The following is a 24,434-nucleotide window of genomic DNA, read 5'->3' on the forward strand; positions in this document are numbered from 1 at the left end:
AGGGGAGGAGCCGTAAACTTCATTAATTATTACTCACTTGGCAATGGTGGTGGTGTGCTACCCCCTAAAAAGGATTTTAGTTCTTCAACATCCTTCAAAGCCGTCCAATTGGCCATCCCTTGTTTCCATATCAAAGAGTCGCGGTTGATTGTTCTACTTGCAAAGAGTTCTTGAAGTTTTTCAAAAGAGACCGGGCCCATTTGTTGGCTATTTGCGGCATAATGGTACATCACTTGTGCCGGTATCGGAGGTGGGGCCACCGCACCTTGTTGTGGCTGTGCGCCAAAAGGTTGTTGCGTGGCCTGCGGATTCATCATGCTGCCCATTTGTTGTGCCAGCACAAAGCCCATTCCCATTCCCATTCCGGCGCCTGCAGTACCTCCTTCGTTCTTTGCGGCTTCCTCCATGGCCTTAGCCGCTTTGAACTGGGCGAGTTTGGTCATATCCAACTTATCCAATCGGCTGTATTCGAAAATCTCTTTTTTGAGTTCTTCGGGCATGGAAACGTTTTCGATATAGAATTTTTCCAATTCTATTCCGATCCTTCCAAACTCTGGTTGCATGACCTCTTGACACGTTTCCGAAAGTTCGGTAGTATTAGCAGCATAAAGCTCTATAGGTAAATTGGCCTGACCTACCGTGTTCGTAAATCGAGTTACAATAAGGCTTTTCAAATGTTCGTTAACTTCATAATTGGTAAAATTACCGTCAGTGCCGACTACATCGACCACAAATTTTCCAGGGTCGTTGACCCTGAAGCTATAGGTGCCGAACGCACGAATCTCGACCAGCCCGAAACGCTCATCACTCAACATAAAAGGGTTTTTCGTTCCCCATTTTTCATCGGTGAACAAACGGGTATTTACAAAATAGACTTCGGCCTTGAAGGGACTATCGAATCCATATTTCCATCCTTTTAAAGTGGTCAGAATGGGCATGTTTTGGGTATTCAGGGTATATGTGCCCGGTTTAAAAACATCGGCCAACTGTCCCTCATTCACAAAAACCGCGGTCTGCCCTTCGCGAACGATCAGCTTCGCATTGTTCTTGATTTCATTCTGATACCTTTCAAAACGATGTACAATGGTATCATCGGTTGCATCGAGCCACTCTATAATGTCTATAAATTCGTGGCTAAGTTTCTTTTTTATTTCGTTGAACAAATCCATTTTCAGTAGTGTTTAAAAATTTTGAAGAAGGTACTGATTTCTTTAAAAGGTACAAAGTGGAAATCAGCAATTTCATACTTCTGTTTTACCAACAAATAGAATGAACTCTTTGGATCGAGTTTGAATTATACTACATTAGGAGGGAATAAAATTTTTAGAATGAAAACTGTTTACTGCATCGGAGAACTGTTAATCGATTTTGTGGCCGAAAAACAGGGTAATGATCTTTCGAAAGCTACTGAATTCACAAAAAAACCAGGAGGTGCCCCTGCCAACGTAGCTTGTGCCATTTCTAAATTGGGAGGTCAAAGTGCTTTTATCGGTGCTGTTGGCAAAGACCCTTTCGGAGTCTTTTTGCTTGAAGTTCTTAAGAATAACAAGGTCGATGTTTCTCTCGCCCAACGAAATAATACGTTTACAACGCTGGCCTTTGTCTCATTGGCTGAAGACGGAGAGCGTGATTTTGTTTTCAGTCGCGGGGCGGATAAAAATTTGGCATATGATTCAAGTGCAAAGCAGCTATTTAAAGAAAGTCTGATCCATTTTGGCGCGGCAACATCTTTGCTTGGCGGTGATTTGGAGGCTACCTACTCAAAATATTTCGAGGATGCTTTGGCTCAAAATACCTTTATCAGTTTTGATCCCAACTTTCGGATTGATCTTTGGAAAGGAGATGAGGCCACATTTATAAAAAAATGCATCCCTTTCATCGAAAGATCCCATTTGTGCAAGTTTAGTTTGGAGGAAGCACAACTACTTTCGGGAAAAACAGAACTTGAGGAATGCTGTGATTTTCTACACCAGTTGGGAACAAAAATCATTACCATAACGTTGGGGTCGCAGGGCACTTTGCTCAGTACATCTTCCTTTAAACAAACCATTCCCAGTATTTCCGTTTCTCCAGTTGATACTACTGGTGCAGGGGATGCCTTTATTGGTTGTTTGTTACAACAGATTGCGAAACTCGATAATCCGCACGAAATCATCGAAAACACTTTGGCCATGATTAAAATGGTCGAAAATGCCAATAAAGCAGGTGCCTTAACCACTACGGGGTTTGGGGCTATACCTTCGTTGCCTTCTGCGAATCAAGTATTCGAGTTCAATGTCTGAATTAGGATTTTTGGGATGTAAGGGTGTTAAGATAATGGCCTATGAAATATGAGGATATTACACATAAAATAATCGGTTGTGCCATGAAAGTGCATTCTACCTTGGGCAACGGATTTCAGGAAGTGATCTACCAAAGAGCTTTGTCCATAGAATTCAAATGGCAGGGATTAACATTTCAAAGGGAGATGGAAATGGACATCCGCTATGAAGGCCAACTCATCGGATCAAGAAGGGTCGATTTTTTTGTCGAGGAACAAATTATGGTCGAGTTAAAAGCCCTTATCCAGCTCGAGGATGTTCACTTGGCCCAAGCCATGAACTACTGTCAGGCCTACAACCTACCCATAGGCCTTTTGATAAACTTTGGCTCAAAAAGCCTCCAATTCAAAAGGGTCTATAACGTAACCCACCCAGAAAACAAAGACCATAAGGACAAATCCTAAAATCATATCACCCAAAGTAAAACAATCCTAAAATCAAATAATCCTACTAATCCTAATTCAAACAAAATAACCCATTTAATTTGTCATATTTTCAAAGCCCATGTCACTAAATTAATAGAGGCCAACTTTACATATGGGCAAAGACCTAGAAACCACCTTTCTAAATGCATTTGACGAGCATCGGCATAAGCTGCTGCGCATATGCTCGGTCTACGCCAAAGATGAAGATGACACCAAAGATCTTTTTCAAGAGGTATTGGTAAACATTTGGAAATCGATGCCTTCGTTCAAGGAGAATTCAAACATTGGGACATGGATGTACAGGATTACCTTAAATGTTTGCCTCCGTCTAAAAACCAAAGAAATCGGGAAGCAGAAAACAATGCTGCGCATGGATAGCCGCGCCATAAACATCTATAAAACCGATGTTGTAGAAGATGGGCAAATAGAGCAACAAAAGCAACTCGTACAATTACGAAAGTGTATCAAACAGCTTAACGAGGCCGATAAGGCGGTCATCACGCTCTATTTGGAAGAGCTGCCTTATAAAGAGATTTCAAACATCACCGGCCTGACGGAAAATAATATCGCCGTAAAAATAAAACGCATCAAGAGGAAATTGTTGAACTGCCTAAATCAAAAGTCATGATGGAAGATGAACTCATAAAAATCTGGCAGTCTTCTCCCCAAGCGGAGCAGATAAAGTTCGAGAAATCTCGGTTGATGTTGGATATGGAGTCGAGTTTGAATCGTATTCATCGAGGTTGGAAGTACATGGTTATTAGGGAAACTTTAGCCGGTGTCATTGTTATTCCGGTATTCGCATACACTGCATATACACACCCTTTTACCCTAACTAGAATTGGATCGGTTTTGATTATCCTAGCGGTCTTATATATTCTTTTTCGACTTTTAAGCATAGATAGGCAGAAGCCCAATAACTATGCTGAAACTTACTTGGATTATCTATATAGGGCAAGGGAAGTCCTCGGTATTCAGAAGAAGTCACTGGACAATGTTCTATATTGGTATGTATTGCCAACGTATCCCGGCCTAATAGTTTTTTTATTGGGGTTTGTTCACATTCCAGAAAAAATCAACATAATTCTATTAGGTTTTTCGACTACAATAGCTATGACGATTGGTGTCTATTTTCTAAACAAACGGGCGGCTAAAAAGCAATTTACACCAAGATTGCGAAAAATTGACGAACTTATCCAGACAATGGAAGAATAGTCTTTAAATCAAAAGAAATGAAAAATATAATTATACTGATAGCAACCTTTTTGATTGTGGTTACAAGTTTCGCCCAAGACATCACAGGCCAATGGAACGGAATGCTAAAAGAAATAAACCTGCGTCTGGTATTGCACATCACAGAAACCGATGCGGGCTATAGTTCGACTATGGACAGCCCCGATCAAGGTGCTGCCGGTATTCCAGTGACAAGCACCACTTTTGAGAATTCAACCTTAACCATCTCGGTAACCAATCTCGGCCTTACCTATACCGCAAAATTTGCCGAAGATAATTTTGATGGCACTTTTACGCAAGGAGGAATGGTTCTTCCCTTAAAAATGTCTCGGGAAGCAGTCGAAAAACCTGAATTAAACAGACCACAACACCCGAAGGAACCCTATCCATATCACTCGGAAGAAGTGACTTTTAAAAATGAAAGAGCCGATATTTCCTTGACCGGAACATTGACCTTGCCAAAAGAGAAGGAAAGTTCCCTGTGGCCATACTAATTACCGGAAGTGGGCCACAAGACCGAAATGAGGAGCTAGTAGGGCACAAACCTTTCTTGGTAATCGCCGACCACTTGACCAAACTCGGTATAGCTGTACTGCGTTATGACGATCGAGGTGTTGGCAAATCAACGGGTAATTTCGAAACTGCTACTTCGGCCGACTTCGCAACGGATGTTGAAAGTGCGGTCAGTTTTTTGAAGAAACGAAAAGAAATCGATTCGACAAAAATCGGACTCATAGGCCATAGTGAAGGCGGATTCATAGCCCCGATGGTAGCTTCAAGTTCAAAAGATGTCGGCTATGTCGTTTTATTGGCAGGACCAGGCATTCGGGGAGACCAAATTATCATACTACAACAAGAGTTGATTGCAAGGGCATCCGGTGTCTCTGAAGAGACCATACAATTGACAAAAGGTTTTAATACTGAAGTTTTCAAATTGATTCTGGAATCCCAAGATATTGACATCTTAAAAAAAGATTTGACTTCCTATATGAAAAAAGCACTTGAAAACGAAGCAAAACAGTTGGTTCCCGAAGGTCTGAACACAGCGGATTTCATTACCACTCAGGTCAATGCTCTTGCAACCCCTGGCTGGTTGGCTTTGTGAAGCACGACCCTGTTCCGGTACTAGAAAAAGTAACTTGTCCGGTATTGGCAATCAATGGCGAAAAAGACCTGCAAGTACCCCCAACAGAGAATTTGAGCGCAATTAAAAATGCTCTGGAAAAAGGAGGTAATAAATCGGCGACCACAAAAATGTTGCCGGGGCTGAACCATCTATTTCAGGAAAGTAAAACTGGGCTGCCCATTGAGTATGGCACTATCGAAGAGACCTTTTCACCAAAGGCGTTGACCATTATGTCCGATTGGATTTTGGAGCAAATCAGGTGATTTGATAAAATCAATTATAACGCACTTTTCTTAAAATACGTAGCGATTCTTTTAACGAGGCATAAATTTTCGCATCGTATGCTTTAATGAGCGGTCGTGCAGTTTCCATAGTATCCTTTGCCTCTTCAAATCCATTTAGATAACAAATAAGATAAGTATCCGGCAAGTGTTTTAAATCATTTATTTCCGATTGCTTCAGTTCAATTTTCTGCTCTAATTTTTTTAATAATGCGTTGTTGGCATTTAGCACATGATACAAGGTTTTTTTATCGAACTGTGGGGGTTCAAAAAGTAATTCACTATTAATCTGATAAGTACCATTGTCTTCAAAAGTTAGTACCACCTTTTCCAATGGATAGTATTTTTGTTTTTTACCTAGACCCAATTGAACGTATTCCATCGTTGTGAACGAGTGTTCATCATAGGTGATGGTTATTTCGTCCAAAGTAGAGTAAAATAGCTTAACCTGTTCGTTGATCAATTCGATATCGACCCTTGAATAGTAAGTCTCTCCGTTAACTTTTTTTCTGTTTCCCGCCCAGCAGACCACAAACTGTTCTTTAAAGACCTTGTAACTGCTCTCCAAATCAGGATGGCGATAGTTTATAAAATCGATAACCCCGTCAAGGGTCAACTCGATATTGTTCTTTGCATGTTGCTCGATGGTGGCTACAGCGTCCGAATTGATATCCTTCAACTCAATATCATAGGCTTTGGGTAGGCTGATACTGCCTTCCCGGAAAAATACCGAACCTCCATAGTACTTCCAGATATTTTTGCGCAAAGCGCAAACTTTCCCATTTGATTTTATGGTGACCAATCCCACCACCTTACCTTCCGGAAGATGCGGAAAAGGAATGTTTTCGTAGGAAATCAGGGGAGGATTATCTAAATAGGCATTGACTAAATTTTGGATCTTGCTGTCATCAAAGAAGTCTACTCCGACAATTTTATTGTCCTCGTCCTCGACTCCGATAACAATGAATGAATTGTTTTTAGGATTACTGTTCGCCAGCGCGCAAACATGCTTCAAGAATTTACCCTTACCTTCTTTTTGACCGATATCAATAAATCGCTTTTTGTCATAAAAACTGTTCTCATCATTGTGGGCGAGCAAGTTTTTAACGAGAAGGCGTTTGTTGATCATAATTCCTTCTTGACAATCGTACTGCTCGCTTGAGCTGTTGGCATAACTACCAAATCGGCAATGTTTACGTGATAGGGTCGGGTGACCACAAAATAGATAATGTCAGCGATGTCTTCGGACCTTAGTGCCTTAAATCCTTTATACACTGTTTCAGCTCGCGCCGTATCACCTTTGAAACGAACGTCGCTAAACTCGGTTTCGACCAGTCCCGGATTGACCGCTCCGACACGGATTCCATATTGATTCAAATCGATGCGCATCCCTTGATTTATAGCATCGACGGCATGTTTACTAGCACAGTATACATTCCCTTTTGGATAAACTTCTTTACCGGCGGTAGAACCAATATTGATAATATGACCTGACTTCCTCTCCACCATTTGGGGCAAGATCGCTTTTGAAACATATAGCAGCCCCTTAACATTGATGTCGAGCATGGCATCCCAATCATCGAGACTTCCTTCATCGATAGGGTCCAAACCATGGGCATTGCCAGCATTGTTGATGAGGATGTCAATTTTTGAAAAATCATCGGGCAATGATTCGATTTCACTTAGAACTGTTTCCCGATGACGAACATCAAAATTCAAGGTGTGAACATTCGTCTGATTTTTTAATTCCTCTTTCAGGTCATCCAAACGTTCTTGACGCCTTCCGCAGAGCACAAGATTGATTCCATTTTTGGCAAAAAGTTCGGCCGTAGCTTTACCTATTCCACTCGTGGCTCCGGTAATCAATGCTGTTTTTTTCATATCATTTTTCTTTTATGGGACTTTATGGCCCTGATTGGCTTCCAACAACATGAACCAATCTTGAAGTTCCATTTCTATTTTTGTTGCCTTCATGGCATTGGCCAAGCGATTCTTGTCCGTTGTTCCGACAACGGGATGTACTTCGGCCGGATGCTTTAAAATCCAAGCCAACAACAATTGATCCTCGGTAGCCGAATACTTTTTAGTCAGCGTTTCCAGAACTCTTCCTATCCGTTGCGTGCTTTCATTTTCTTCCCCGAAATAAGCCCCAAGTGGACTCCAAGACATAGCCAATCTTTTATTTGCTACAATATCATCCAAGGTGCCATCGTACATAACTTTGTCGGCCGTCAAGGAAAATTCTACCTGATTGCCAGTTACGGGAATTATGGTTTCAAGCATCTTAATTTGCGCAGGAGTAAAGTTCGAGACCCCGAATTCGAGAATTTTGCCCTCCTTTTTGAGTTGTGTTATTGCAGTGGCAATTTCCTCGGGGAGCATCAAAGGGCTGGGTCTGTGCAACAGAAAAAGGTCTAGATAATCCATTTTCAGATTGCGAAGTGATTCTTCAGCAGACCAAATGATATAATCCTTTGAATATTCGTAGTGCTTTATTCTATTGTCCCTTGCATCACAAACATATTGAATGCCACATTTGCTTATGAGTTGGATGTTTTCCCTAATGATTTCACTTTCGGAAAACGCCGCCCCAAAATCGGTTTCATTGGTATATCCACCATAAATATCGGCATGGTCAAAAGTTGTAATTCCGACCTCCAGACAATGGTGCATTAATTCAATTTTATCGGATTTGGAAAGTTGTTTTCCCCATTGGCCCCAAGTCATCGTTCCGGCGATAATTCTAGAAAAAGGTTGTATGTTTCCCATAGGGATGTGAAAATAAAAAGAAATCCCTTAAAAACTTCACAAAAATAGGGCGGCCGCAATATTATTTAACCAATCGTTAACAGCAATCCAATGAATAATTTAACAATTTGCAGCGCTATTGACTTTGCAACCGATCAAAACCAAAATTGTAAAATAACTTATGGAAGAAAATACCACTATCGACATTAGTGCCGTGAACGAGAAAATCGCCCAGGAAAGTGCTTTTATCGACTTATTGATGTTGGAAATGAACAAAGTGATCGTAGGCCAAAAACATATGGTCGAGCGATTGCTAATCGGTCTTTTAGGACAAGGACATATTCTGTTGGAAGGTGTACCCGGTCTGGCCAAGACCCTAGCCATAAATACACTGGCAAAAGCCGTAAAAGGAAGTTTTAGCAGAATACAGTTTACCCCAGACCTTTTGCCCGCCGATGTTGTGGGAACGATGATCTACAACATGAAGGTCAATGATTTCTCAATAAAGAAGGGTCCCATCTTCGCGAATTTCGTGCTGGCCGATGAAATCAACAGAGCCCCCGCAAAAGTACAGTCCGCACTCTTGGAGGCCATGCAGGAAAAGCAAGTGACCATCGGCGATGAGACTTTTATCCTCGATAAACCCTTTTTGGTCATGGCGACCCAAAACCCCGTAGAGCAAGAGGGTACCTATCCGTTGCCAGAAGCCCAAGTGGATCGATTCATGTTGAAAACGGTCATAGACTATCCCAAGATGAACGATGAGCAATTGATCATGCGCCAAAATTTAATGGACAACTACGAAGAAGTCAAACCGGTAATCACTATAAAACAGATTCTAAGTGCCCAGCAAGCTGTTCGTGAGGTTTACATGGACGAAAAAATTGAGAAATATATTCTTGATCTGGTATTCGCTACCCGATATCCTGAAAAATACAATCTAGAAAACCTGAAACCATTGATCAGCTTTGGCGCCTCCCCAAGAGGAAGTATTAATCTGGGCATTGCTGCAAAATGCTATGCATTCATTAAGCGAAGAGGTTATGTGGTTCCAGAAGATGTCAGGGCCATAGTTCATGATGTGCTAAGGCACCGAATCGGTATTACTTACGAGGCCGAGGCCGAGAACATCACTTCGGAAGAAATCATCAATAAAATCGTAAACGAGGTCGAAGTACCTTAAAAGCAGTAGGCGGTAAACAGTAAGCAGTTGGCAGTATACTGCACCCAATTGATACTGATTACTGAATACTGAACACTGTTTACCGAAAAAGATGGATACCAAAGAGCTACTTAAAAAAGTCCGTAAGATCGAGATCAAGACGCGTCGTCTCTCCGATCATATTTTTGGTGGGGAATACCACTCTACCTTCAAGGGCCGAGGTATGACCTTCAGCGAAGTACGGCAGTACCAATTCGGCGATGATGTTCGTAGCATCGATTGGAACGTAACTGCACGTTACAACGAACCCTTTGTAAAGGTTTTTGAAGAAGAACGTGAACTTACCATGATGTTGATGGTAGATGTCAGTGGTTCCGAAATGTTCGGCACCACGAATCAGTTCAAAAAAGAAATCATCACCGAGATATCTGCGACTTTGGCCTTTTCCGCAATGCAGAACAATGATAAAGCAGGTTTGATTCTCTTTTCGGACGAGGTAGAACTTTTTATTCCCCCTAAAAAAGGAAAGAGCCATGTTTTGCGTATCATTCGTGAACTGTTGGAATTCAAACCAAAAAGCAACAAGACCGATATTTCGGAGGCCTTGAAATTTTTGAGTAGTGTGATGAAGAAGAAGGCCATCGTTTTCGTTCTCTCCGATTTCATTGCGGACGATTATGAAAAGACCTTGAAAATTGCAGGAAATAAGCATGACCTTACGGGAATTCGGGTGTATGACGAGCGTGAAGAGACCATTCCGAATTTGGGCATGGTGCAAATGAAAGATGCTGAGACCGGCACCGTTCAATTGGTGAACACGCAATCGAAAAGTGTACGCCTGACTTATGGGAAATATCATAGAGAAAAGGTCGATTACTTCACTGATACCTTTAAAAAATCAGGCTGTGGCACATTGAGTTGTCGGGTCGACGAGAGTTACGTGAAAAAGCTATTGGGTTATTTTAAACGAAGAGGATGATTCGAAGTACGAAATATGAAGTACGAAGTACGAATGTAGCGTCGCAATGTTTGCGATGCGAGTGTATTCGTCAGCTTCGTATCGCTCCATATCTTCTTAAATATTTCGCTGTAGTCTTCTTTTTGATGGGATTTTTAGGCTTTTCGCAAAAAAATCCTTCGGTACGTTCCGTGGTCGACACAACCTTTATCAAAATCGGCGAGCAAATAAATTTTACGGTCACGGTGGAAGCCGATACCACTGCCCAAGTGATTTTTCCGGATGGACAGACTTTTTCGCCTTTGGAAACCGTTGAGGCCTACGCCACCGATACGACCCGTGAAAAAAGTCGCTACATTCTTCAAAAGATATATGCCCTGACCCAATTTGATTCTGGGTCCTATAAATTACCGACACAGCGCATCGAAATCAATGGAATAGGTTATTTTACCGATTCCCTTATGGTGGATGTAGCTACCGTGCCTGTTGATACCCTCAAACAGAAAATGTTCGATATCAAGGAATTGATGGTGGTGGAAAAAAGCAACTCGGCCTGGTGGAAAATCTTGTTGGGTATTCTAGTCGGACTCCTTGTTTTAGGAGGATTATTATATTGGTTCATCTTTCGTAAAAAGCCCTTGACCGAAGAAGAAAAGGTCGCCTTGCTGCCTCCTTACGACAGGGCTTTGCTAGAATTGAAGAATCTCGAAAATTCAAAATACCTTATCCAAGACGAGTACAAACAATACTACACAGAACTTACCAATATTGTTCGTTCTTATTTGGAAGAGGATGTTCATGTAAGTGCGTTGGAAAGCACGACGGACGAGTTAATCGCTAAATTGGAAATGCGTAAGGATGCGGGGGAACTAAAACTAGATGACGACACCTTGATCCAGTTCAAAAGAATTTTACAAACCGCCGATTTGGTAAAATTTGCCAAATCAAAACCGGAAACCTCGGTTGCCGAGCAGGATCGTAAATCGATTGAACAAATCGTTATCAAGACCCATGAAGCCCTGCCCGAGCCGACGGAGGAAGAACTTTTGGAACAAGAAGAATATCGTGAGGAATTGGAGCGTAAAGAGCGACGCAAAAAGTGGATCTATGCTTCCGGGATTGCAGCAGGTGTATTGGTCATTGCCTTGGTTTCAGTCGCCGCATATTATGGCCCAAGAAATGTTTGGGATACGGTGACCCGACAAAAAACCAAAATATTGTTGGACCAAGATTGGATTGCCAGTTCGTATGGTTATCCTCCAATAAACCTCGAAACACCCGAAGTGTTGGTTCGCCAAGAAGTGAAATTGACGGCAGAGCAAAAGTCCACGATCAATGAACTTCAGGTTTTCGCCTATCAAAGCCCGAATAATTCGATTGCAATCAACACCTCATCGTTGTCATTGACAAATCTTGAAGAAGAGCCCGATTTTGCGAAATCCGTCGAGAACCTTTTGAAAGACCTTGAAAAAAAGGGTGTGAAAAATATTATTACCAAACAAGAAGAATTCACTACGGTAAGAGGGGTAAAAGGTGTCAAGGTATTCGGAAGTGGAAAATTTCCAATACCCGATTCAAACGAAACCGCGAAGGGAGAATATAGTATTCTGCTCTTCGGCGGAAAAGGTTTTCAACAACGTATTATGATTACCTGGCTTTCCGATGACCCTTATGCACAGGCCATCGTTGACCGAATTATACAAACGGTAGAAGTAAAAACAGAAGTGTAGATGCTGAAGAATATTGAATTTGCGAACCCTGAGTTTTTTTGGCTGCTTCTGCTGCTTCCTTTGGCCATGCTTTGGTATTTCTTCAAGCGAAAAGAGCAATCAGCATCTTTGAAAATATCGACCATTAAGGGATTCACTTCGCAAGGCATCCTCCCAAAATTAAAACCTTTGCTCTTTCTTTTTAGATTGTTCGCATTGGCCGCGATCATTGTTGCCATGGCCCGTCCGCAGACCGAGGATATTTCTACTCGCACAAAAACTACCAAAGGTATCGATATTGTCATGGCCATTGACGTTTCCTCCAGTATGCTGGCGCGTGATCTGAAACCAAATCGTTTGTCGGCGCTAAAAGAAGTGGCATCCGATTTTATTAAAGAACGCCCTAGCGACCGGATCGGGTTAGTAGTATATGCGGGTGAAGCCTTTACGAAAACCCCTATTACCAGCGATAAATCGATAGTGCTAAGTGCACTTAGGGAAATTACATATGGTCAATTGAATGACGGAACGGCCATCGGAATGGGACTGGCAACCTCCGTAAACCGTCTCAAGGAAAGTAAGGCCATTAGCAAGATTATTATTCTCTTGACCGATGGCGTAAACAATTCAGGATTTATAGAGCCCCAGACTGCTGCCGATTTGGCGGTAGAATTTGGAATAAAAACGTATACCATAGGCTTGGGCACAAACGGGAATGCACTTACCCCCGTTTCCTATAACGCCGACGGTTCATACCGATACGGAATGCGACAAGTAGAGATCGATGAAGAACTGTTAAAGGAAATAGCCAAAGCGACCGGTGGTCAATTTTTTAGGGCGACCGACAACGAAAAGCTGGAAGCCATCTATGACGAGATCAATAAGTTGGAAAAAACCGAGATAGAAGAATTTAAATACTATAAATACGAAGAAAAATTCAGGCCATGGGTGCTTTTGGCAGGCGCTTTGCTGTTGTTTGAATGGGTATTGCGAAACACACTTTTTAGAAGTTTTATTTAGATGATTCAGTTAGACGAAAAAATATATTTCTATTTGTTGACCATCGTTCCGGTGCTCGTCGTACTTTTCATTTTCGTACAGATCTGGAAAAAACGCACCCAGAAGAAGTTTGCCGATTCACCTTTGATGAAACGGTTGACACCCGATAGGTCCGATTTTAAATCGACCTTGAAACTTTTGTTTTTCCTTATCGGAATTTCATTGTTGACCCTCGGGTTGGTAAACCCGAAAATCGGCACAAAATTAGAGACCGTAAAACGCGAAGGTGTCGACATCGTTTTTGCCGTCGATGTTTCAAAAAGTATGCTTGCCGAAGATATCGCGCCCAACCGTCTTGAAAAGGCAAAAAGATTGGTCTCTGAGATCATCAACCAGCTGGCCAGTGATCGTATCGGAATCATTGCCTATGCCGGACAGGCTTTTCCGCAATTGCCGATAACGACCGATTATGGGGCGGCCAAAATGTTCTTGCAAGGTATGAATACCGATATGCTCACCTCTCAAGGCACTGCAATAGATGCGGCGATAGAGTTGGCGACAACCTATTATGATGATGAGGAACAGACCAACAGGGTGCTTTTTATCATTTCGGATGGTGAAGATCATTCCGAAGGTGCTGCCCTTGATGCCGTAGAATTGGCAACCGAAGAGGGCATTATCGTTTATACCATCGGGGTCGGGAAAGCGAAAGGGGCACCCATCCCCATAAAACGGAACGGGGTCGTAGAAAGTCTGAAAAAAGATTCTCAAGGGGAAGTCGTGATTACCAAATTGAACGAGGCTGTTTTGGAGGATATCGCGGACGAGGGAAATGGCGAGTACATTGATGGCACCAATACGGAAGAGGCCGTAGAATTTATTAAGGAGCAATTGAACCAAATGGATAAAAAAGAATTCGAGGCCAAACAATTTGCCGAGTACAAAGATCAATTTCAATGGTTTTTGGGGGCAGGACTAATCTTTCTATTTTTGGATATTTTTATTCTCGATAGAAAGACGAGTTGGTTGCGAAAATTGAATTTGTTCAATGAAAAAGTAGTAGACTAATATGAAACAGTTAATCGTATTTCTTAGCTTTTCGATGGTGTTCTTAAGCTATTCTCAAGAAGAGGAAGAAAAGCTAAAACAAAATGCATTAAGAGAATCTAAAAATCTCACTTGGGAAGGTAACAAAGACCTTTCGGAAAACAACTTCGTAGAAGCCGAAGTCGATTATAGAAAGGCCATTGCCAAGAGTGATGAAAACCCAGCGGCACCCTTTAACTTGGGCAATGCCTACTACAATAAAGAGTCTTTCAGCGAAGCTTTTGGCCGTTTCAAAGAGGCCGGCGAATCGGCCGGTGACAAGAAAGATAAACATAAAGCCTATCACAATATGGGCAACGTCTTCATGAAAAGAAAAGAATATGAAAAAGCGGTCGAAGCTTATAAAGAAGCTTTGCGCAACAATCCGACTGATGAAGAGACCCGGTATAATTTGGCCTTGGCAAAAGAAATGTTGAAAAAGGAGCAAGAAGAACAAAAAAACGACCAAAACGAAGACAACAAGGATAACCAAGATCAAAAAGATAAGGAAGAAAAAAACGAGGATAAAGAAGAGGGAGACAATAACGAGGACAAAAAAGACCAAGGAGAAAACGAAGACCAGGGCGAAGAAGAAAAAGAGGAAAATGAAGAAGGAGAAGGCGACGAAAAGGAAGAACAGAAAAAGCAGCCCGATCAAGGAGACAAACCCGAAGAAGAAGAGCAACAACAACCTCCGCGTCCCAATCAATTGAGTAAGCAACAGATCCAAAACCTGTTGGAAGCCATGCAGAATGAAGAAAAAAAGGTACAGGAAAAAATCGATGCCCAAAAGGTAAAAGGCGTTAAAGTGAAGAATGAAAAAGATTGGTAATCTATAATAATGTCGATTAAAAAATACATTTCGTTGTTTTCAATGCTGTTCTTGGCCTTCGGGCTGAGCGCACAAGATGATGATGCGGTCACTTTCGAGCTACGATTAAGTAAAGAGAAGCTGGGTATCAACGAAAGGTTACGGGTAGAATTCGTCATGAATAAAAATGGCGACAATTTCACCCCTCCCGATTTTGAGGATTTTCGCGTATTGATGGGTCCTTCTACGCAGATTAGCAACAGTTGGGTAAACGGGGTAAGAAGCTATGAACAGAGCTTTACTTATTTTTTACAGCCTACCGCCCAAGGTACATTTACCATTAAGCAGGCAACCGTAGAAATAAGTGGGGAAATTTATAAGACGGCGACTAAAAAAGTTACTGTGGGGCCAGCGGTCGACAAGCCGAGCGATGAGAAAACCGCGGACGATGTTGCCGACGAAAGCCTCCATTTGGTGGCCGAAGTATCGAAAGCTAGCCCCTATTTGAACGAGGCCATCAGTGTGGTCTACAAGTTATATGTAAGTCCTAATATCAGTGTGTCCAATTATCATCCTTTGGACAATCCTAAATACAACAACTTTTGGAGCCAAGACATTCCGGTATCAAGATTATCAGCTGAAAATGGCACTTACAAGGGTAAGCCTTATCGTTACGTTGTTTTGAAAAGGGTCGTTCTGTATCCTCAAAAAGCAGGGAAACTCGAAATCGAGCCCCTTTCACTCGAAGTTACCGTTGATGTGCCGACCAATAAAAGAGATTTTTTCGGACAACGGATTTTTACCCAGACGAACAAAACAGTTTCGGCGGGCAACCGTACCATACAAGTGAAGGCACTGCCCACCGCCGGTAAACCTGCTAATTTCAGTGGTGCCGTGGGCAATTTTGGTTTTTCGGTCACTACGAGTAAAACCAACCTTAATGCTTCTGAATCGTTGCAGGCAAAAGTCGAGGTAAGCGGCAAGGGGAACTTGAAGCTCTTTCAACTTCCTGAACCCAATTTGCCAAGTTCTTTGGAAGTTTACGAACCAGAGTTTGAAGAAAGTGTCCGTACCACACTATCCGGATCTCAAGGTAAAGTAAGCAATAACTATACTATCGTACCTTCTTTCAGGGGAAAGTATCCCATCCCCAGCATTTCCTTTTCCTATTTCGACCCCAAGACCGAGAAGTACAATACTATTAATTCAAAAGAAATTGTAATCAATGTCATGAAGGGTCCGAACAATGCCTCTGGTGATGGTGTAATTCCTTCCGCGGGTAACCGACAGAAAGTTCAGGTCACAGGCGACCAATTCAACTTTATCAAATTGAAACCCAATTTATCGGCGATCGGCACCAACTATTTCTTTGGCTCGACATGTTTTTATCTATGGTTATTATTGCCGTTACTACTGATCCCTGTCGCAATACTATTAAGAAAGAAGCGAGAAGCGATTGCAGGCGATGTCGCCGGAAACAGAATTAAGAAGGCCAACCGTCTAGCGAGAAAATATCTTTCTACTGCGAAAAAGGCATTGGGCAACAAAGAAGCTTTTTATGTGGCACTTGAAAAAGGCTTGCACAACTATCTAAAGGCCAAATTGAAAATAGAGACCAGTGAATTCAGTAAGGATAAAATCGCCTCGTTACTTATACAAAAACAAGTCGATGATGCCACCAAAGATGGATTCATAGGCCTCCTAAAAAACTGCGAAATGGCAAGGTATAGTCCATTCTCAGATGTACAGATGCAGCAAGATTATGATAAGGCGAGCGAGGTAATTTCACAAATGGACAAGCAATTATGAAAAAGTTGATGACATTTCTTCTGTTACTGATCTGCTTTTCGGTTTCCGGCCAAAACGAAGCTCTGTTCAGCGAAGCATCGAAAGCTTACAATGGGGGTAATTATGAAAATGCTATCCAAAACTATTTGGAAATTTTAGAAAATGGTCAACATTCCGCGGAAGTCTATTTCAATTTAGGCAATTCGTATTACAAACTGAACCAAATCGCCCCAAGCATCTATTACTATGAAAAAGCCCTATTGTTGCGCCCTAACGATTCAGAAATCAAGAACAATCTGGCCTATGCCCAAAATATGACTCTTGACGCTATCGATGAAATGCCCGAAACCGGATTATCAAAAATCAAAAAAACCTAACGGGGTTTCTATCCTTTGACCAATGGGCCAAAACTGCGGTTATCTTTATGATTTTATTCGTGCTACTATATATTGCATTCTACTATTTTAGATATTCCACACGTAAACGCATCGCTTTTATTGCAAGTCTGGTATCATTATTTATCGCCATAGTTTCAGTCATATTCGCATTTGTACAATTCAGCGATTTTACATCAGACCGCCCTGCCATCGTCTTCTCAGAAGAGATTGCCATTCGCTCTGAGCCAAACGATCGCAGTCAAGAAGTATTTACGCTACATGAAGGCACAAAAGTAAATGTGCTGGATGAACTGAACGAGTTTCAAAAAATCAAGATTGCCGATGGCAAGACAGGTTGGGTTCCCAAAGAAAGTATCAGAGTATTGAAAGATTTTTAAACTTTTCTTAACAATAAGTTGATAGTATTACTTTTATATTTACGCTCTTTACACGCCACATGAAGAAATTTGCACGTATTTCGCTTCTCATACTATGGCTCTTTGCCATTGTGACACCGAGCGTGAATACTCTATTTGATGTTGACAATCCGGTTGTGGTGACCAATCTCAATGAAGAGGAGCAGCAGGAGTCCGGTAAAAAATCGCAGGCCGAAGAAAAAATCGTAAATGACGGCATGTCCGATTTTTCACTGATTGCACAGTCAAAAAAATCTATGATGGATGGATATCATCCCTTAGGTTATTTAGATCATACCCTAGAAATACTTCTTCCCCCTCCCGAATATATCGGTTAGTCTTAATCTTAATTCTTTTTTTAAATTGACTAACCTGTCTTCACTTCCTTTTGAAGGCACAATAACTTTATGATATGTTCAAATATTTAAAAAACGACTTGCCTGCAAGTATCGTTGTATTTTTTGTAGCACTGCCCCTTTGTTTGGGTATTGCATTGGCAAGTGGAGCTCCCTTATTTTCAGGCTTGATTGCTGGTATTGTTGGCGGAATCGTGGTAGGCGCCATTAGCGGTTCACAAATCGGGGTAAGTGGCCCGGCCGCTGGTTTGGCCGCTATCGTGCTAGTTACCATCGGTACCTTGGGCAGTTGGGAGAATTTTTTGCTCGCAGTGGTTCTGGGTGGCGTCATTCAATTGGTCTTTGGATTTTTAAAAGCAGGGATTATAGGATACTATTTTCCTTCATCTGTAATCAAGGGGATGTTGACCGGTATCGGAATCATCATTATTTTGAAACAGATTCCGCATTTCTTCGGATATGATGCTGATCCCGAAGGTGATTTCGCCTTTTTCCAGGTCGATGGGGAAAACACGTTCTCCGAAATTTTACAAACGTTCAACAATATCAGTCCAGGGGCGACCTTGATAGCCGTTATAGGACTTACCATTTTAATATTGTGGAGCAACGTTTTGTCAAAAAAAGGCAAGTTCTTTCAACTTGTACAAGGTCCTTTGGTTGCCGTGGTTGTGGGTATCATTTTCTACAATCTGACAAAGGACAGTGAGTTGTGGGGCATTTCATCAAATCATTTGGTAAGTGTTCCTGTTCCTGAGGATGCTTCCTCTTTTCTGGCACAGTTCAGTTTTCCTAATTTTGGAGCAATCGGGAATCCGCAGATATGGATTACCGCATTTACCATTGCGTTGGTGGCAAGTCTTGAAACCCTACTTTGTGTAGAGGCAACCGATAAGCTTGACCCCGAAAAAAGGGTTACTCCTACCAATCGTGAATTACTGGCGCAAGGTACGGGCAATATTGTCTCGGGGCTGATCGGCGGGTTGCCCATCACCCAAGTGATCGTTCGCAGCTCGGCCAATATTCAATCAGGCGGCAGAACAAAGGCATCGGCCATAATTCACGGCTTCTTTTTATTGATTTCGGTCATTCTGATTCCGAGATTACTGAACATGATTCCTCTTTCCGTTTTAGCGGCCATACTTTTTATCGTTGGCTACAAATTGGCAAAACCCACGCTGTTCAAAACAATGTACGATTTGGGCTGGAAACAATTCGTGCCGTTCGTCGTAACCGTTTTGGGTATTATTTTTACAGATCTTTTGGTAGGTATCGGCCTTGGGCTCGGGGTAGGTATTATAGTTATCCTCATAAAAAGCTATCAAAACTCGCACTTTTTGCATATTGAGGATAAGAGTAATGGAAAGCACAAGATAAAAATGACACTTGCCGAAGAGGTTACCTTCTTTAACAAAGGCGCCATTTTAAAAGAGCTTGATAGTCTTCCAAGAGACACCTATTTAGAATTGGATGTACGAAAAACAAGATATCTCGACAATGACATTATCGAAATTCTTGATGATTTTGCGTTCAAGGCGAAAGAAAGAAATATCGATATACATTTGATTTCTGAGCGGGGTATGGTCGAAAACCCTCCAAGCTTTATCGAGTTCTTCAAATTAAGGCCAAAATCAGCTTAAATTAAAAAATCATGAAATCAAGTAAAAGAAAATACAAAATAGTGGTGCTTACAGATTTGGGCAAATCTTCTTATAAAACTCTTAAAAGCACGGTGGGTCTAGCTAAGATAATTCATGGTGACATTGAAGTTTTTTATGTAAAAAAACCTTCTGATATAGTAGAGAGTGACAATCAACTATCAGCTATGCGCACCATTAACGATAAGCATACCAAGGTAGACAGGCAAATGAAGAGTTTAACTGGCCCTATATCAAAAGAATTCGGAATAGATATAAATTATTCATTTGTCTTCGGTAATGTGAAAAATGAAATTAGTGATTATATTGAAAAAAGTCGACCAGATATCGTAGTACTCGGCAAGCGAAAATCTAAACCTTTTAAATTAATCGGTGATAGTATTACCGAATTCATTTTGAATGTACATGATGGTGTGTTGATGATCGCTTCCGATAAAGGTTGCCTAGTTCCGAACAAAGAAATCGCTTTCGGCACTTTAAATAGTTCTGAACCCTCTTTCAATTTGGAATTCGCCGAAGAATTAATGGAACATACCCAAAAACCGTTGAAATCGTTCAAGATTATCAAAAACTCAGCATCGGCAAAGCAACTTTCAAAATCCACGGATAAAGGAACAATAGAATATGTATTTGAGCACAATGATAGTACGGTCAAGAACCTTTCTAACTATCTATCAAAAAATAACATCAATGTATTGTCCATAGATAGAACGAAGAAAGACCCTGATCAAATACAGAACTCAATGATGCCGGATATCACTAGCATGATCGGCAAGCTTGATGTAACATTATTAGTTAGCGGAAAGCAAAAATATAAGACGACATATTAACAGAAAAATAAAAAATAGTACCATGAAAGCACAGACTAAAGAAACACAGGCAGCGATTACACCAGATTCGGCCATAGAAATGTTAAAAGAAGGAAACGAAAGATTCGCTGCGAACAAAAAGGCGGATCGCGATTTATTGGAACAGGTTGGTGATACCGCTTCTGGGCAATACCCCTTCGCGACCATATTAAGTTGTATCGATTCCAGGGTTTCTGCCGAATTGATTTTTGACCAGGGTGTGGGGGATATTTTCAGTGCACGGGTCGCGGGAAACATTGTGAACGAAGATTTGTTGGGAAGTATCGAGTTTGCTTGCAAGTTAGCTGGCACCAAAGTGGTAGTTGTTCTTGGCCACACCGCCTGCGGAGCCGTCAAAGGGGCGTGCGATGATGCCAAGTTGGGTAATCTAACTACTTTATTGCATAAAATAAAACCTGCGGTTGCCGCCGTACCCGAACCTTCCGATGCCGGCTTGCGCAATTCGGGCAATATTGATTTTGTAAATGCCGTCGCTCGAAAGAACGTTAAAATGACGATTGAGAACACTCGTAGTTTAAGTCCTGTTTTAAAGGAGATGGAAGATAATGGTGAAATAAAAATCGTCGGTGCTATGTACGATATTAAAGACGGAAGTGTTACTTTTATGAGCTAACAGCTAATCCGTTAGAACAAAGCCAATGCCTTTGCATTGGCTTTTTTATTGCCAAAAAGCTTTATCTTAATCATTCCAGAAAATAAAACTTTATGAAAAATCTCTTTTCCAATCTCAAGGGCGATCTTTTTGGCGGTATTACTGCCGGGATCGTTGCGCTACCCTTAGCCCTTGCCTTTGGCGTAAGTTCAGGTCTTGGCCCCAGTGCGGGACTCTACGGAGCTATCTTCATTAGTTTTTTTGCCGCTCTCTTTGGCGGTACTAACACCCAGATTTCAGGGCCGACGGCTCCGATGACCGCAGTTAGCATGGTCATCATCGCAGGTATCATTGCGATATATGATGGAAGTGTTGAAAAAGCTTTGCCGGCAATTCTCACGGTCTTCCTATTGGCAGGCCTCTTTCAAATAGGATTAGGACTTCTTGGTCTTGGAAAATACATACGGTACATTCCTTATCCTGTAGTATCGGGCTTTATGACCGCTATTGGACTTATTATTATCATTACCCAGATTTTACCGGCCCTTGGGTATTACCCGAAGGAAGATTCCACATTCGTAGACCAATTCAAGCCTGAGGCCGAAGAACTGATTCTTGAAAATATATTGAGAGAAGAAGCTGGCGAAGGCATTTTAGTATTGGAAGATTTTGAGGAGACCATCAAAAGATCTCACGAAGTTACCGAGCCGGCTATTTTAGAGGAAGCCCAAACTTTGGCCGCTTCGAAAGCATCAGGTGTCATCGGGGCAATAAACGTATTACCGAAAGCACTGAAAAACATCAATTGGCTTGAGTTGGCATTGACCCTAGCGACCATAATTATCATTTTTGGTTTTAAGAAAATTACGACGGCGGTACCGAGTACGTTGGTTGGACTTATTGTTGTTTCAGGCGTGGCCTATGGTTTCGGCCTAGACTATCGTGCCATTGAGCAAATACCTGAGGGGCTGCCCATGCCAAGGCTCGAAATTTTTACCGAATTTAAGTTGCAGGCAATAACCCCCTACATTTTTACCGCATTGACTCTAGCACTTTTGGGCGCAATTGATTCATTGTTGACTTCCGTTGTCGCCGATAATATGACGAAGACCAAACACAAACCGAACAAAGAATTGGTAGGTCAAGGAATCGGAAACAGTATCGCTGCGATTTTTGCAGGTCTTCCCGGAGCCGGTGCTACCATAAGAACGGTCATAAATATCAACTCAGGGGGCAAGACCAAACTTTCGGGAATGATTGCCGGCGTACTGCTATTGATGATCTTATTGACGCTTGGTCCGGTGGCATCTCAAATTCCTGCAGCGGTTTTGGCCGGTATTTTGATTACAGTGGGAATCAGCGTAATGGATTACAAGGGATTGAAAGCCATTCCCAGCTTACCTAAAGATATCAGCTTCGGGCCTATCAAATTGAGTTCAGAGGTCATCATTATGCTTACGGTAATGGCTCTTGCTACTTTTTGGGATTTGATTTACGCCGTAGGCATCGGTCTCGTTATCGCCTCTTTGATGTTCATGAAGAAGATGGGCGATTTAACTGCCGAACGCTCTGACGTTAAGAGCTTGGAAAAAGAAAAGGCTTGGGCCGATGAATCGGACTTTCCTAAGAACCTTCGTGAAGAGGTTTTTATCAAGCATCTTAAAGGGCCCTTGTTTTTTGGCTCCACTAGTGAATTTCAGGCACTTGCCGAACAAATTCCGGATACGGCATCCACAGTCATTATTCGAATGGACCGCATGCAATATATGGATCAATCTGGCCTTTATACCTTGGAAGACATTCTCATCGACTTAAGAAAATCGAACATCAATGTACTCTTTGTCGATGTATTGCGCCAACCCCGATATATGATGGAGCGGGTGGATGTTATTCCCGACCTGATTCCCGAAGAACATATTTTCGATACCTTCGAAGAATGTTTAGAATGGGTCAAGTCAAATGTGAAGGATGTCGTTTAACTGGCCAGTAAGTAACATTCAAAACCGCCTCCTGAGATTCAGAAAGGCGGTTTTTAATCTCATAACAAGACTTACTTCCCCATAAAGTTTTAAATTTGCTGACTTAGTTTTGCATCATGATCGACAAAATAAAAGAACATATTGCCGAGGTTGAAAAATTCTCAGCGGACTCACCTGAAGCGGTAGAAGCTTTCAGAATCAAGTATTTAGGAAAAAAAGGATTGTTGAACGATTTCTTCAGTGGGTTCAAGAATGTAGCAAACGATCAAAAAAAAGAGTTCGGTCAAGCAATCAATACCCTAAAGCAAAAGGCCACCGATAAAGTAGCTGAATTGAAAGAGGCTCTGGAAAACAGTTCGGTAGAAGAAGGTATTTATGGCGATTTGACCCGACCAGGAGAGCCTATCGAATTAGGAGCCAGGCATCCCATTTCCATTGTAAAAAACCAAATCATCGAGATTTTTTCTAGAATAGGTTTCAACGTATCCGAAGGGCCTGAGATAGAAGATGATTGGCATAATTTCACGGCCTTGAATCTTCCGGAGTATCACCCTGCAAGAGATATGCAAGATACATTCTTCGTTCAGACAAACCCCGATATTTTGCTCCGCACCCATACCTCATCGGTTCAGGTACGGTATATGGAAAATAACAAGCCGCCGATCCGAACGATATCCCCCGGAAGGGTATACCGCAACGAGGCTATTTCAGCACGTTCACATTGTTTTTTTCATCAAGTCGAGGGACTTTATATTGATAAGGATGTGTCATTTGCAGATTTAAAACAAACGTTACAATTTTTTACGACCGAGCTTTTCGGGAAATCAAAAATACGCTTGCGCCCTTCCTATTTCCCTTTTACAGAACCAAGTGCAGAAGTCGATGTTTATTGGGGGCTTGAGACCGAGACCGACTACCGTATGACCAAGGGCACTGGTTGGCTTGAAATTATGGGCTGTGGAATGGTCGACCCGAATGTATTGACGAACTGTGGAATCGACCCTGAGGAATATTCCGGTTTTGCCTTTGGTATGGGTATCGACCGTATTGCCCTGTTACTTCATCAAATCTCAGATATTCGGTTGTTGAGCGAGAACGATGTACGGTTTTTGGAGCAGTTCAAAAGTGCCTTTTAAACTTTTCCGTTGAAGAAAGATATCGAAATACCCATTGCCAAAGATGTTCATATTGCCATCGTTCAGGAGTGGAGCGATGATTTTCTCTCTAAAGACTGGAACGCCTATGTGCTTAACAATCGACCGGACCTAATAGAGATGGTCATTGTAGTCTCAAAAGGATTTGATGAAGACAAGAAAACATCGACTATGCGCCATGGTATCGGGGTGGTCGGGGCTAAGTCTTTCGAAAAAATCGAATTGTTGCAAGAAGAGGTGCTGACCTTGAACAATGAATTCTTCCTTACCTTTTTTGCAGATGGTAAATTATATGAAAAACGTTTTGTGTTCGAAAAAAACACGGTGATGGAGCAAAACCTTGTGCACCTTCCCTTGATTGAGAAAGAAGGTGTTATGGCCTCATAAAA

At 41.8% G+C, this 24,434-nt stretch carries 27 protein-coding genes; 23 read left to right on the forward strand and 4 right to left on the reverse strand.

Annotated features, from left to right (window positions below):
* Positions 1-29: 29 nt before the first annotated feature.
* Complete coding sequence (locus N8A86_RS07195) at positions 30-1,169, reverse strand: SPFH domain-containing protein (protein ID WP_273568417.1); 1,140 nt, start codon at positions 1,167-1,169, stop codon at positions 30-32.
* A gap of 159 nt (positions 1,170-1,328) precedes the next feature.
* On the opposite strand from N8A86_RS07195, the gene N8A86_RS07200 reads away from it, so the two are divergent.
* The 7 genes from N8A86_RS07200 to N8A86_RS07230 all read left to right on the forward strand — a co-directional run bounded on the left by N8A86_RS07200 (position 1,329) and on the right by N8A86_RS07230 (position 5,368).
* Entirely contained in the window at positions 1,329-2,282 is a 954-nt protein-coding gene (locus N8A86_RS07200) for a carbohydrate kinase family protein (RefSeq protein WP_273568418.1), read from the forward strand.
* A 41-nt stretch (positions 2,283-2,323) separates the two neighbouring features.
* Positions 2,324-2,725 carry a GxxExxY protein gene (locus N8A86_RS07205; protein WP_273568419.1) on the forward strand — a complete coding sequence of 134 codons (402 nt, stop codon included), beginning with the start codon at positions 2,324-2,326 and terminating at the stop codon, positions 2,723-2,725.
* A gap of 133 nt (positions 2,726-2,858) precedes the next feature.
* Entirely contained in the window at positions 2,859-3,374 is a 516-nt protein-coding gene (locus tag N8A86_RS07210) for an RNA polymerase sigma factor (protein ID WP_273568420.1), read from the forward strand.
* Entirely contained in the window at positions 3,371-3,961 is a 591-nt protein-coding gene (locus N8A86_RS07215) for a hypothetical protein (RefSeq protein WP_273568421.1), read from the forward strand. Before N8A86_RS07210 ends, N8A86_RS07215 begins: the two co-directional genes overlap by 4 nt.
* A gap of 17 nt (positions 3,962-3,978) precedes the next feature.
* Positions 3,979-4,473, forward strand: a complete 495-nt coding sequence (locus N8A86_RS07220; protein ID WP_273568422.1) for a hypothetical protein — start codon at positions 3,979-3,981, stop codon at positions 4,471-4,473.
* The gene (locus N8A86_RS07225; protein ID WP_273568423.1) at positions 4,461-5,084 is read left to right on the forward strand and encodes an alpha/beta hydrolase family protein; all 624 of its coding nucleotides are present in this window, start codon (positions 4,461-4,463) and stop codon (positions 5,082-5,084) included. The genes N8A86_RS07220 and N8A86_RS07225 overlap by 13 nt, the downstream gene beginning before the upstream one ends.
* Complete coding sequence (locus tag N8A86_RS07230) at positions 5,081-5,368, forward strand: alpha/beta hydrolase family protein (RefSeq protein WP_273568424.1); 288 nt, start codon at positions 5,081-5,083, stop codon at positions 5,366-5,368. Before N8A86_RS07225 ends, N8A86_RS07230 begins: the two co-directional genes overlap by 4 nt.
* Before the next feature lie 10 nt (positions 5,369-5,378).
* On the opposite strand, the gene N8A86_RS07235 is transcribed toward N8A86_RS07230, so the two are convergent.
* Genes N8A86_RS07235 through N8A86_RS07245 form a run of 3 tightly spaced genes read right to left on the reverse strand, consistent with a single transcriptional unit; the run spans position 5,379 to position 8,155 of the window.
* Positions 5,379-6,515: an ATP-binding protein gene (locus tag N8A86_RS07235; protein ID WP_273568425.1), complete on the reverse strand. Its 1,137-nt coding sequence runs from the start codon at positions 6,513-6,515 to the stop codon at positions 5,379-5,381.
* Positions 6,512-7,267, reverse strand: coding sequence for an SDR family NAD(P)-dependent oxidoreductase (locus tag N8A86_RS07240; protein WP_273568426.1), 756 nt, complete (start codon positions 7,265-7,267; stop codon positions 6,512-6,514). The genes N8A86_RS07235 and N8A86_RS07240 overlap by 4 nt, the downstream gene beginning before the upstream one ends.
* Positions 7,268-7,279: 12 nt before the next feature.
* Positions 7,280-8,155, reverse strand: a complete 876-nt coding sequence (locus tag N8A86_RS07245) for an aldo/keto reductase (RefSeq protein ID WP_273568427.1) — start codon at positions 8,153-8,155, stop codon at positions 7,280-7,282.
* A 160-nt stretch (positions 8,156-8,315) separates the two neighbouring features.
* On the opposite strand from N8A86_RS07245, the gene N8A86_RS07250 reads away from it, so the two are divergent.
* From N8A86_RS07250 to N8A86_RS07320, 16 genes are all read left to right on the forward strand, one after another.
* The gene (locus N8A86_RS07250; protein ID WP_273568428.1) at positions 8,316-9,317 is read left to right on the forward strand and encodes an AAA family ATPase; all 1,002 of its coding nucleotides are present in this window, start codon (positions 8,316-8,318) and stop codon (positions 9,315-9,317) included.
* Positions 9,318-9,408: 91 nt separating this feature from the next.
* Entirely contained in the window at positions 9,409-10,275 is an 867-nt protein-coding gene (locus N8A86_RS07255) for a DUF58 domain-containing protein (protein ID WP_273568429.1), read from the forward strand.
* Positions 10,272-11,984, forward strand: a complete 1,713-nt coding sequence (locus N8A86_RS07260) for a hypothetical protein (protein ID WP_273568430.1) — start codon at positions 10,272-10,274, stop codon at positions 11,982-11,984. Before N8A86_RS07255 ends, N8A86_RS07260 begins: the two co-directional genes overlap by 4 nt.
* Entirely contained in the window at positions 11,985-12,983 is a 999-nt protein-coding gene (locus tag N8A86_RS07265; RefSeq protein ID WP_273568431.1) for a vWA domain-containing protein, read from the forward strand.
* Positions 12,984-14,030, forward strand: coding sequence for a VWA domain-containing protein (locus N8A86_RS07270; RefSeq protein ID WP_273568432.1), 1,047 nt, complete (start codon positions 12,984-12,986; stop codon positions 14,028-14,030). It abuts the gene before it with no gap.
* Between the two features lies 1 nt (position 14,031).
* On the forward strand, positions 14,032-14,880 hold the full coding sequence (locus N8A86_RS07275; RefSeq protein WP_273568433.1) for a tetratricopeptide repeat protein: 849 nt from the start codon (positions 14,032-14,034) through the stop codon (positions 14,878-14,880).
* Between the two features lie 9 nt (positions 14,881-14,889).
* Positions 14,890-16,668: a BatD family protein gene (locus N8A86_RS07280; protein ID WP_273568434.1), complete on the forward strand. Its 1,779-nt coding sequence runs from the start codon at positions 14,890-14,892 to the stop codon at positions 16,666-16,668.
* Complete coding sequence (locus tag N8A86_RS21510) at positions 16,665-17,024, forward strand: tetratricopeptide repeat protein (protein WP_337251769.1); 360 nt, start codon at positions 16,665-16,667, stop codon at positions 17,022-17,024. The genes N8A86_RS07280 and N8A86_RS21510 overlap by 4 nt, the downstream gene beginning before the upstream one ends.
* A gap of 47 nt (positions 17,025-17,071) precedes the next feature.
* Positions 17,072-17,422, forward strand: a complete 351-nt coding sequence (locus N8A86_RS21515; protein WP_337251770.1) for an SH3 domain-containing protein — start codon at positions 17,072-17,074, stop codon at positions 17,420-17,422.
* A gap of 59 nt (positions 17,423-17,481) precedes the next feature.
* Positions 17,482-17,778: a hypothetical protein gene (locus tag N8A86_RS07290; protein ID WP_273568435.1), complete on the forward strand. Its 297-nt coding sequence runs from the start codon at positions 17,482-17,484 to the stop codon at positions 17,776-17,778.
* A 74-nt stretch (positions 17,779-17,852) separates the two neighbouring features.
* Positions 17,853-19,433 (forward strand): SulP family inorganic anion transporter, encoded by a 1,581-nt coding sequence (locus N8A86_RS07295; RefSeq protein WP_273568436.1) that lies wholly within the window; start codon positions 17,853-17,855, stop codon positions 19,431-19,433.
* A gap of 11 nt (positions 19,434-19,444) precedes the next feature.
* A complete protein-coding gene (locus N8A86_RS07300; RefSeq protein ID WP_273568437.1) occupies positions 19,445-20,281 on the forward strand; it encodes a universal stress protein in 837 nt (278 codons plus the stop codon).
* A 22-nt stretch (positions 20,282-20,303) separates the two neighbouring features.
* Positions 20,304-20,933, forward strand: a complete 630-nt coding sequence (locus N8A86_RS07305; protein WP_273568438.1) for a carbonic anhydrase family protein — start codon at positions 20,304-20,306, stop codon at positions 20,931-20,933.
* A 92-nt stretch (positions 20,934-21,025) separates the two neighbouring features.
* On the forward strand, positions 21,026-22,891 hold the full coding sequence (locus tag N8A86_RS07310; protein WP_273568439.1) for a SulP family inorganic anion transporter: 1,866 nt from the start codon (positions 21,026-21,028) through the stop codon (positions 22,889-22,891).
* A 116-nt stretch (positions 22,892-23,007) separates the two neighbouring features.
* Entirely contained in the window at positions 23,008-24,027 is a 1,020-nt protein-coding gene (gene pheS / locus N8A86_RS07315; RefSeq protein ID WP_273568440.1) for a phenylalanine--tRNA ligase subunit alpha, read from the forward strand.
* A 9-nt stretch (positions 24,028-24,036) separates the two neighbouring features.
* Positions 24,037-24,432: a hypothetical protein gene (locus N8A86_RS07320; protein ID WP_273568441.1), complete on the forward strand. Its 396-nt coding sequence runs from the start codon at positions 24,037-24,039 to the stop codon at positions 24,430-24,432.
* Positions 24,433-24,434 lie beyond the last annotated feature (2 nt).

Origin of the sequence: Maribacter halichondriae, from assembly GCF_027474825.1 — a bacterium.
In the GTDB taxonomy this organism is placed as follows: Bacteria; Bacteroidota; Bacteroidia; order Flavobacteriales; family Flavobacteriaceae; genus Meishania; species Meishania halichondriae.

What these genes read in the sequence shown, in the direction of transcription:
- N8A86_RS07195 (WP_273568417.1), bottom strand. Translation starts at nt 1,169, where the DNA reads ATGGATTTGTTCAACGAAATAAAAAAGAAACTTAGCCACGAATTTATA.
- N8A86_RS07200 (WP_273568418.1), top strand. Translation starts at nt 1,329, where the DNA reads ATGAAAACTGTTTACTGCATCGGAGAACTGTTAATCGATTTTGTGGCC.
- N8A86_RS07205 (WP_273568419.1), top strand. Translation starts at nt 2,324, where the DNA reads ATGAAATATGAGGATATTACACATAAAATAATCGGTTGTGCCATGAAA.
- N8A86_RS07210 (WP_273568420.1), top strand. Translation starts at nt 2,859, where the DNA reads ATGGGCAAAGACCTAGAAACCACCTTTCTAAATGCATTTGACGAGCAT.
- N8A86_RS07215 (WP_273568421.1), top strand. Translation starts at nt 3,371, where the DNA reads ATGATGGAAGATGAACTCATAAAAATCTGGCAGTCTTCTCCCCAAGCG.
- N8A86_RS07220 (WP_273568422.1), top strand. Translation starts at nt 3,979, where the DNA reads ATGAAAAATATAATTATACTGATAGCAACCTTTTTGATTGTGGTTACA.
- N8A86_RS07235 (WP_273568425.1), bottom strand. Translation starts at nt 6,515, where the DNA reads ATGATCAACAAACGCCTTCTCGTTAAAAACTTGCTCGCCCACAATGAT.
- N8A86_RS07240 (WP_273568426.1), bottom strand. Translation starts at nt 7,267, where the DNA reads ATGAAAAAAACAGCATTGATTACCGGAGCCACGAGTGGAATAGGTAAA.
- N8A86_RS07245 (WP_273568427.1), bottom strand. Translation starts at nt 8,155, where the DNA reads ATGGGAAACATACAACCTTTTTCTAGAATTATCGCCGGAACGATGACT.
- N8A86_RS07250 (WP_273568428.1), top strand. Translation starts at nt 8,316, where the DNA reads ATGGAAGAAAATACCACTATCGACATTAGTGCCGTGAACGAGAAAATC.
- N8A86_RS07255 (WP_273568429.1), top strand. Translation starts at nt 9,409, where the DNA reads ATGGATACCAAAGAGCTACTTAAAAAAGTCCGTAAGATCGAGATCAAG.
- N8A86_RS07260 (WP_273568430.1), top strand. Translation starts at nt 10,272, where the DNA reads ATGATTCGAAGTACGAAATATGAAGTACGAAGTACGAATGTAGCGTCG.
- N8A86_RS07265 (WP_273568431.1), top strand. Translation starts at nt 11,985, where the DNA reads ATGCTGAAGAATATTGAATTTGCGAACCCTGAGTTTTTTTGGCTGCTT.
- N8A86_RS07270 (WP_273568432.1), top strand. Translation starts at nt 12,984, where the DNA reads ATGATTCAGTTAGACGAAAAAATATATTTCTATTTGTTGACCATCGTT.
- N8A86_RS07275 (WP_273568433.1), top strand. Translation starts at nt 14,032, where the DNA reads ATGAAACAGTTAATCGTATTTCTTAGCTTTTCGATGGTGTTCTTAAGC.
- N8A86_RS07280 (WP_273568434.1), top strand. Translation starts at nt 14,890, where the DNA reads ATGTCGATTAAAAAATACATTTCGTTGTTTTCAATGCTGTTCTTGGCC.
- N8A86_RS21510 (WP_337251769.1), top strand. Translation starts at nt 16,665, where the DNA reads ATGAAAAAGTTGATGACATTTCTTCTGTTACTGATCTGCTTTTCGGTT.
- N8A86_RS21515 (WP_337251770.1), top strand. Translation starts at nt 17,072, where the DNA reads ATGATTTTATTCGTGCTACTATATATTGCATTCTACTATTTTAGATAT.
- N8A86_RS07290 (WP_273568435.1), top strand. Translation starts at nt 17,482, where the DNA reads ATGAAGAAATTTGCACGTATTTCGCTTCTCATACTATGGCTCTTTGCC.
- N8A86_RS07295 (WP_273568436.1), top strand. Translation starts at nt 17,853, where the DNA reads ATGTTCAAATATTTAAAAAACGACTTGCCTGCAAGTATCGTTGTATTT.
- N8A86_RS07300 (WP_273568437.1), top strand. Translation starts at nt 19,445, where the DNA reads ATGAAATCAAGTAAAAGAAAATACAAAATAGTGGTGCTTACAGATTTG.
- N8A86_RS07305 (WP_273568438.1), top strand. Translation starts at nt 20,304, where the DNA reads ATGAAAGCACAGACTAAAGAAACACAGGCAGCGATTACACCAGATTCG.
- N8A86_RS07310 (WP_273568439.1), top strand. Translation starts at nt 21,026, where the DNA reads ATGAAAAATCTCTTTTCCAATCTCAAGGGCGATCTTTTTGGCGGTATT.
- pheS (WP_273568440.1), top strand. Translation starts at nt 23,008, where the DNA reads ATGATCGACAAAATAAAAGAACATATTGCCGAGGTTGAAAAATTCTCA.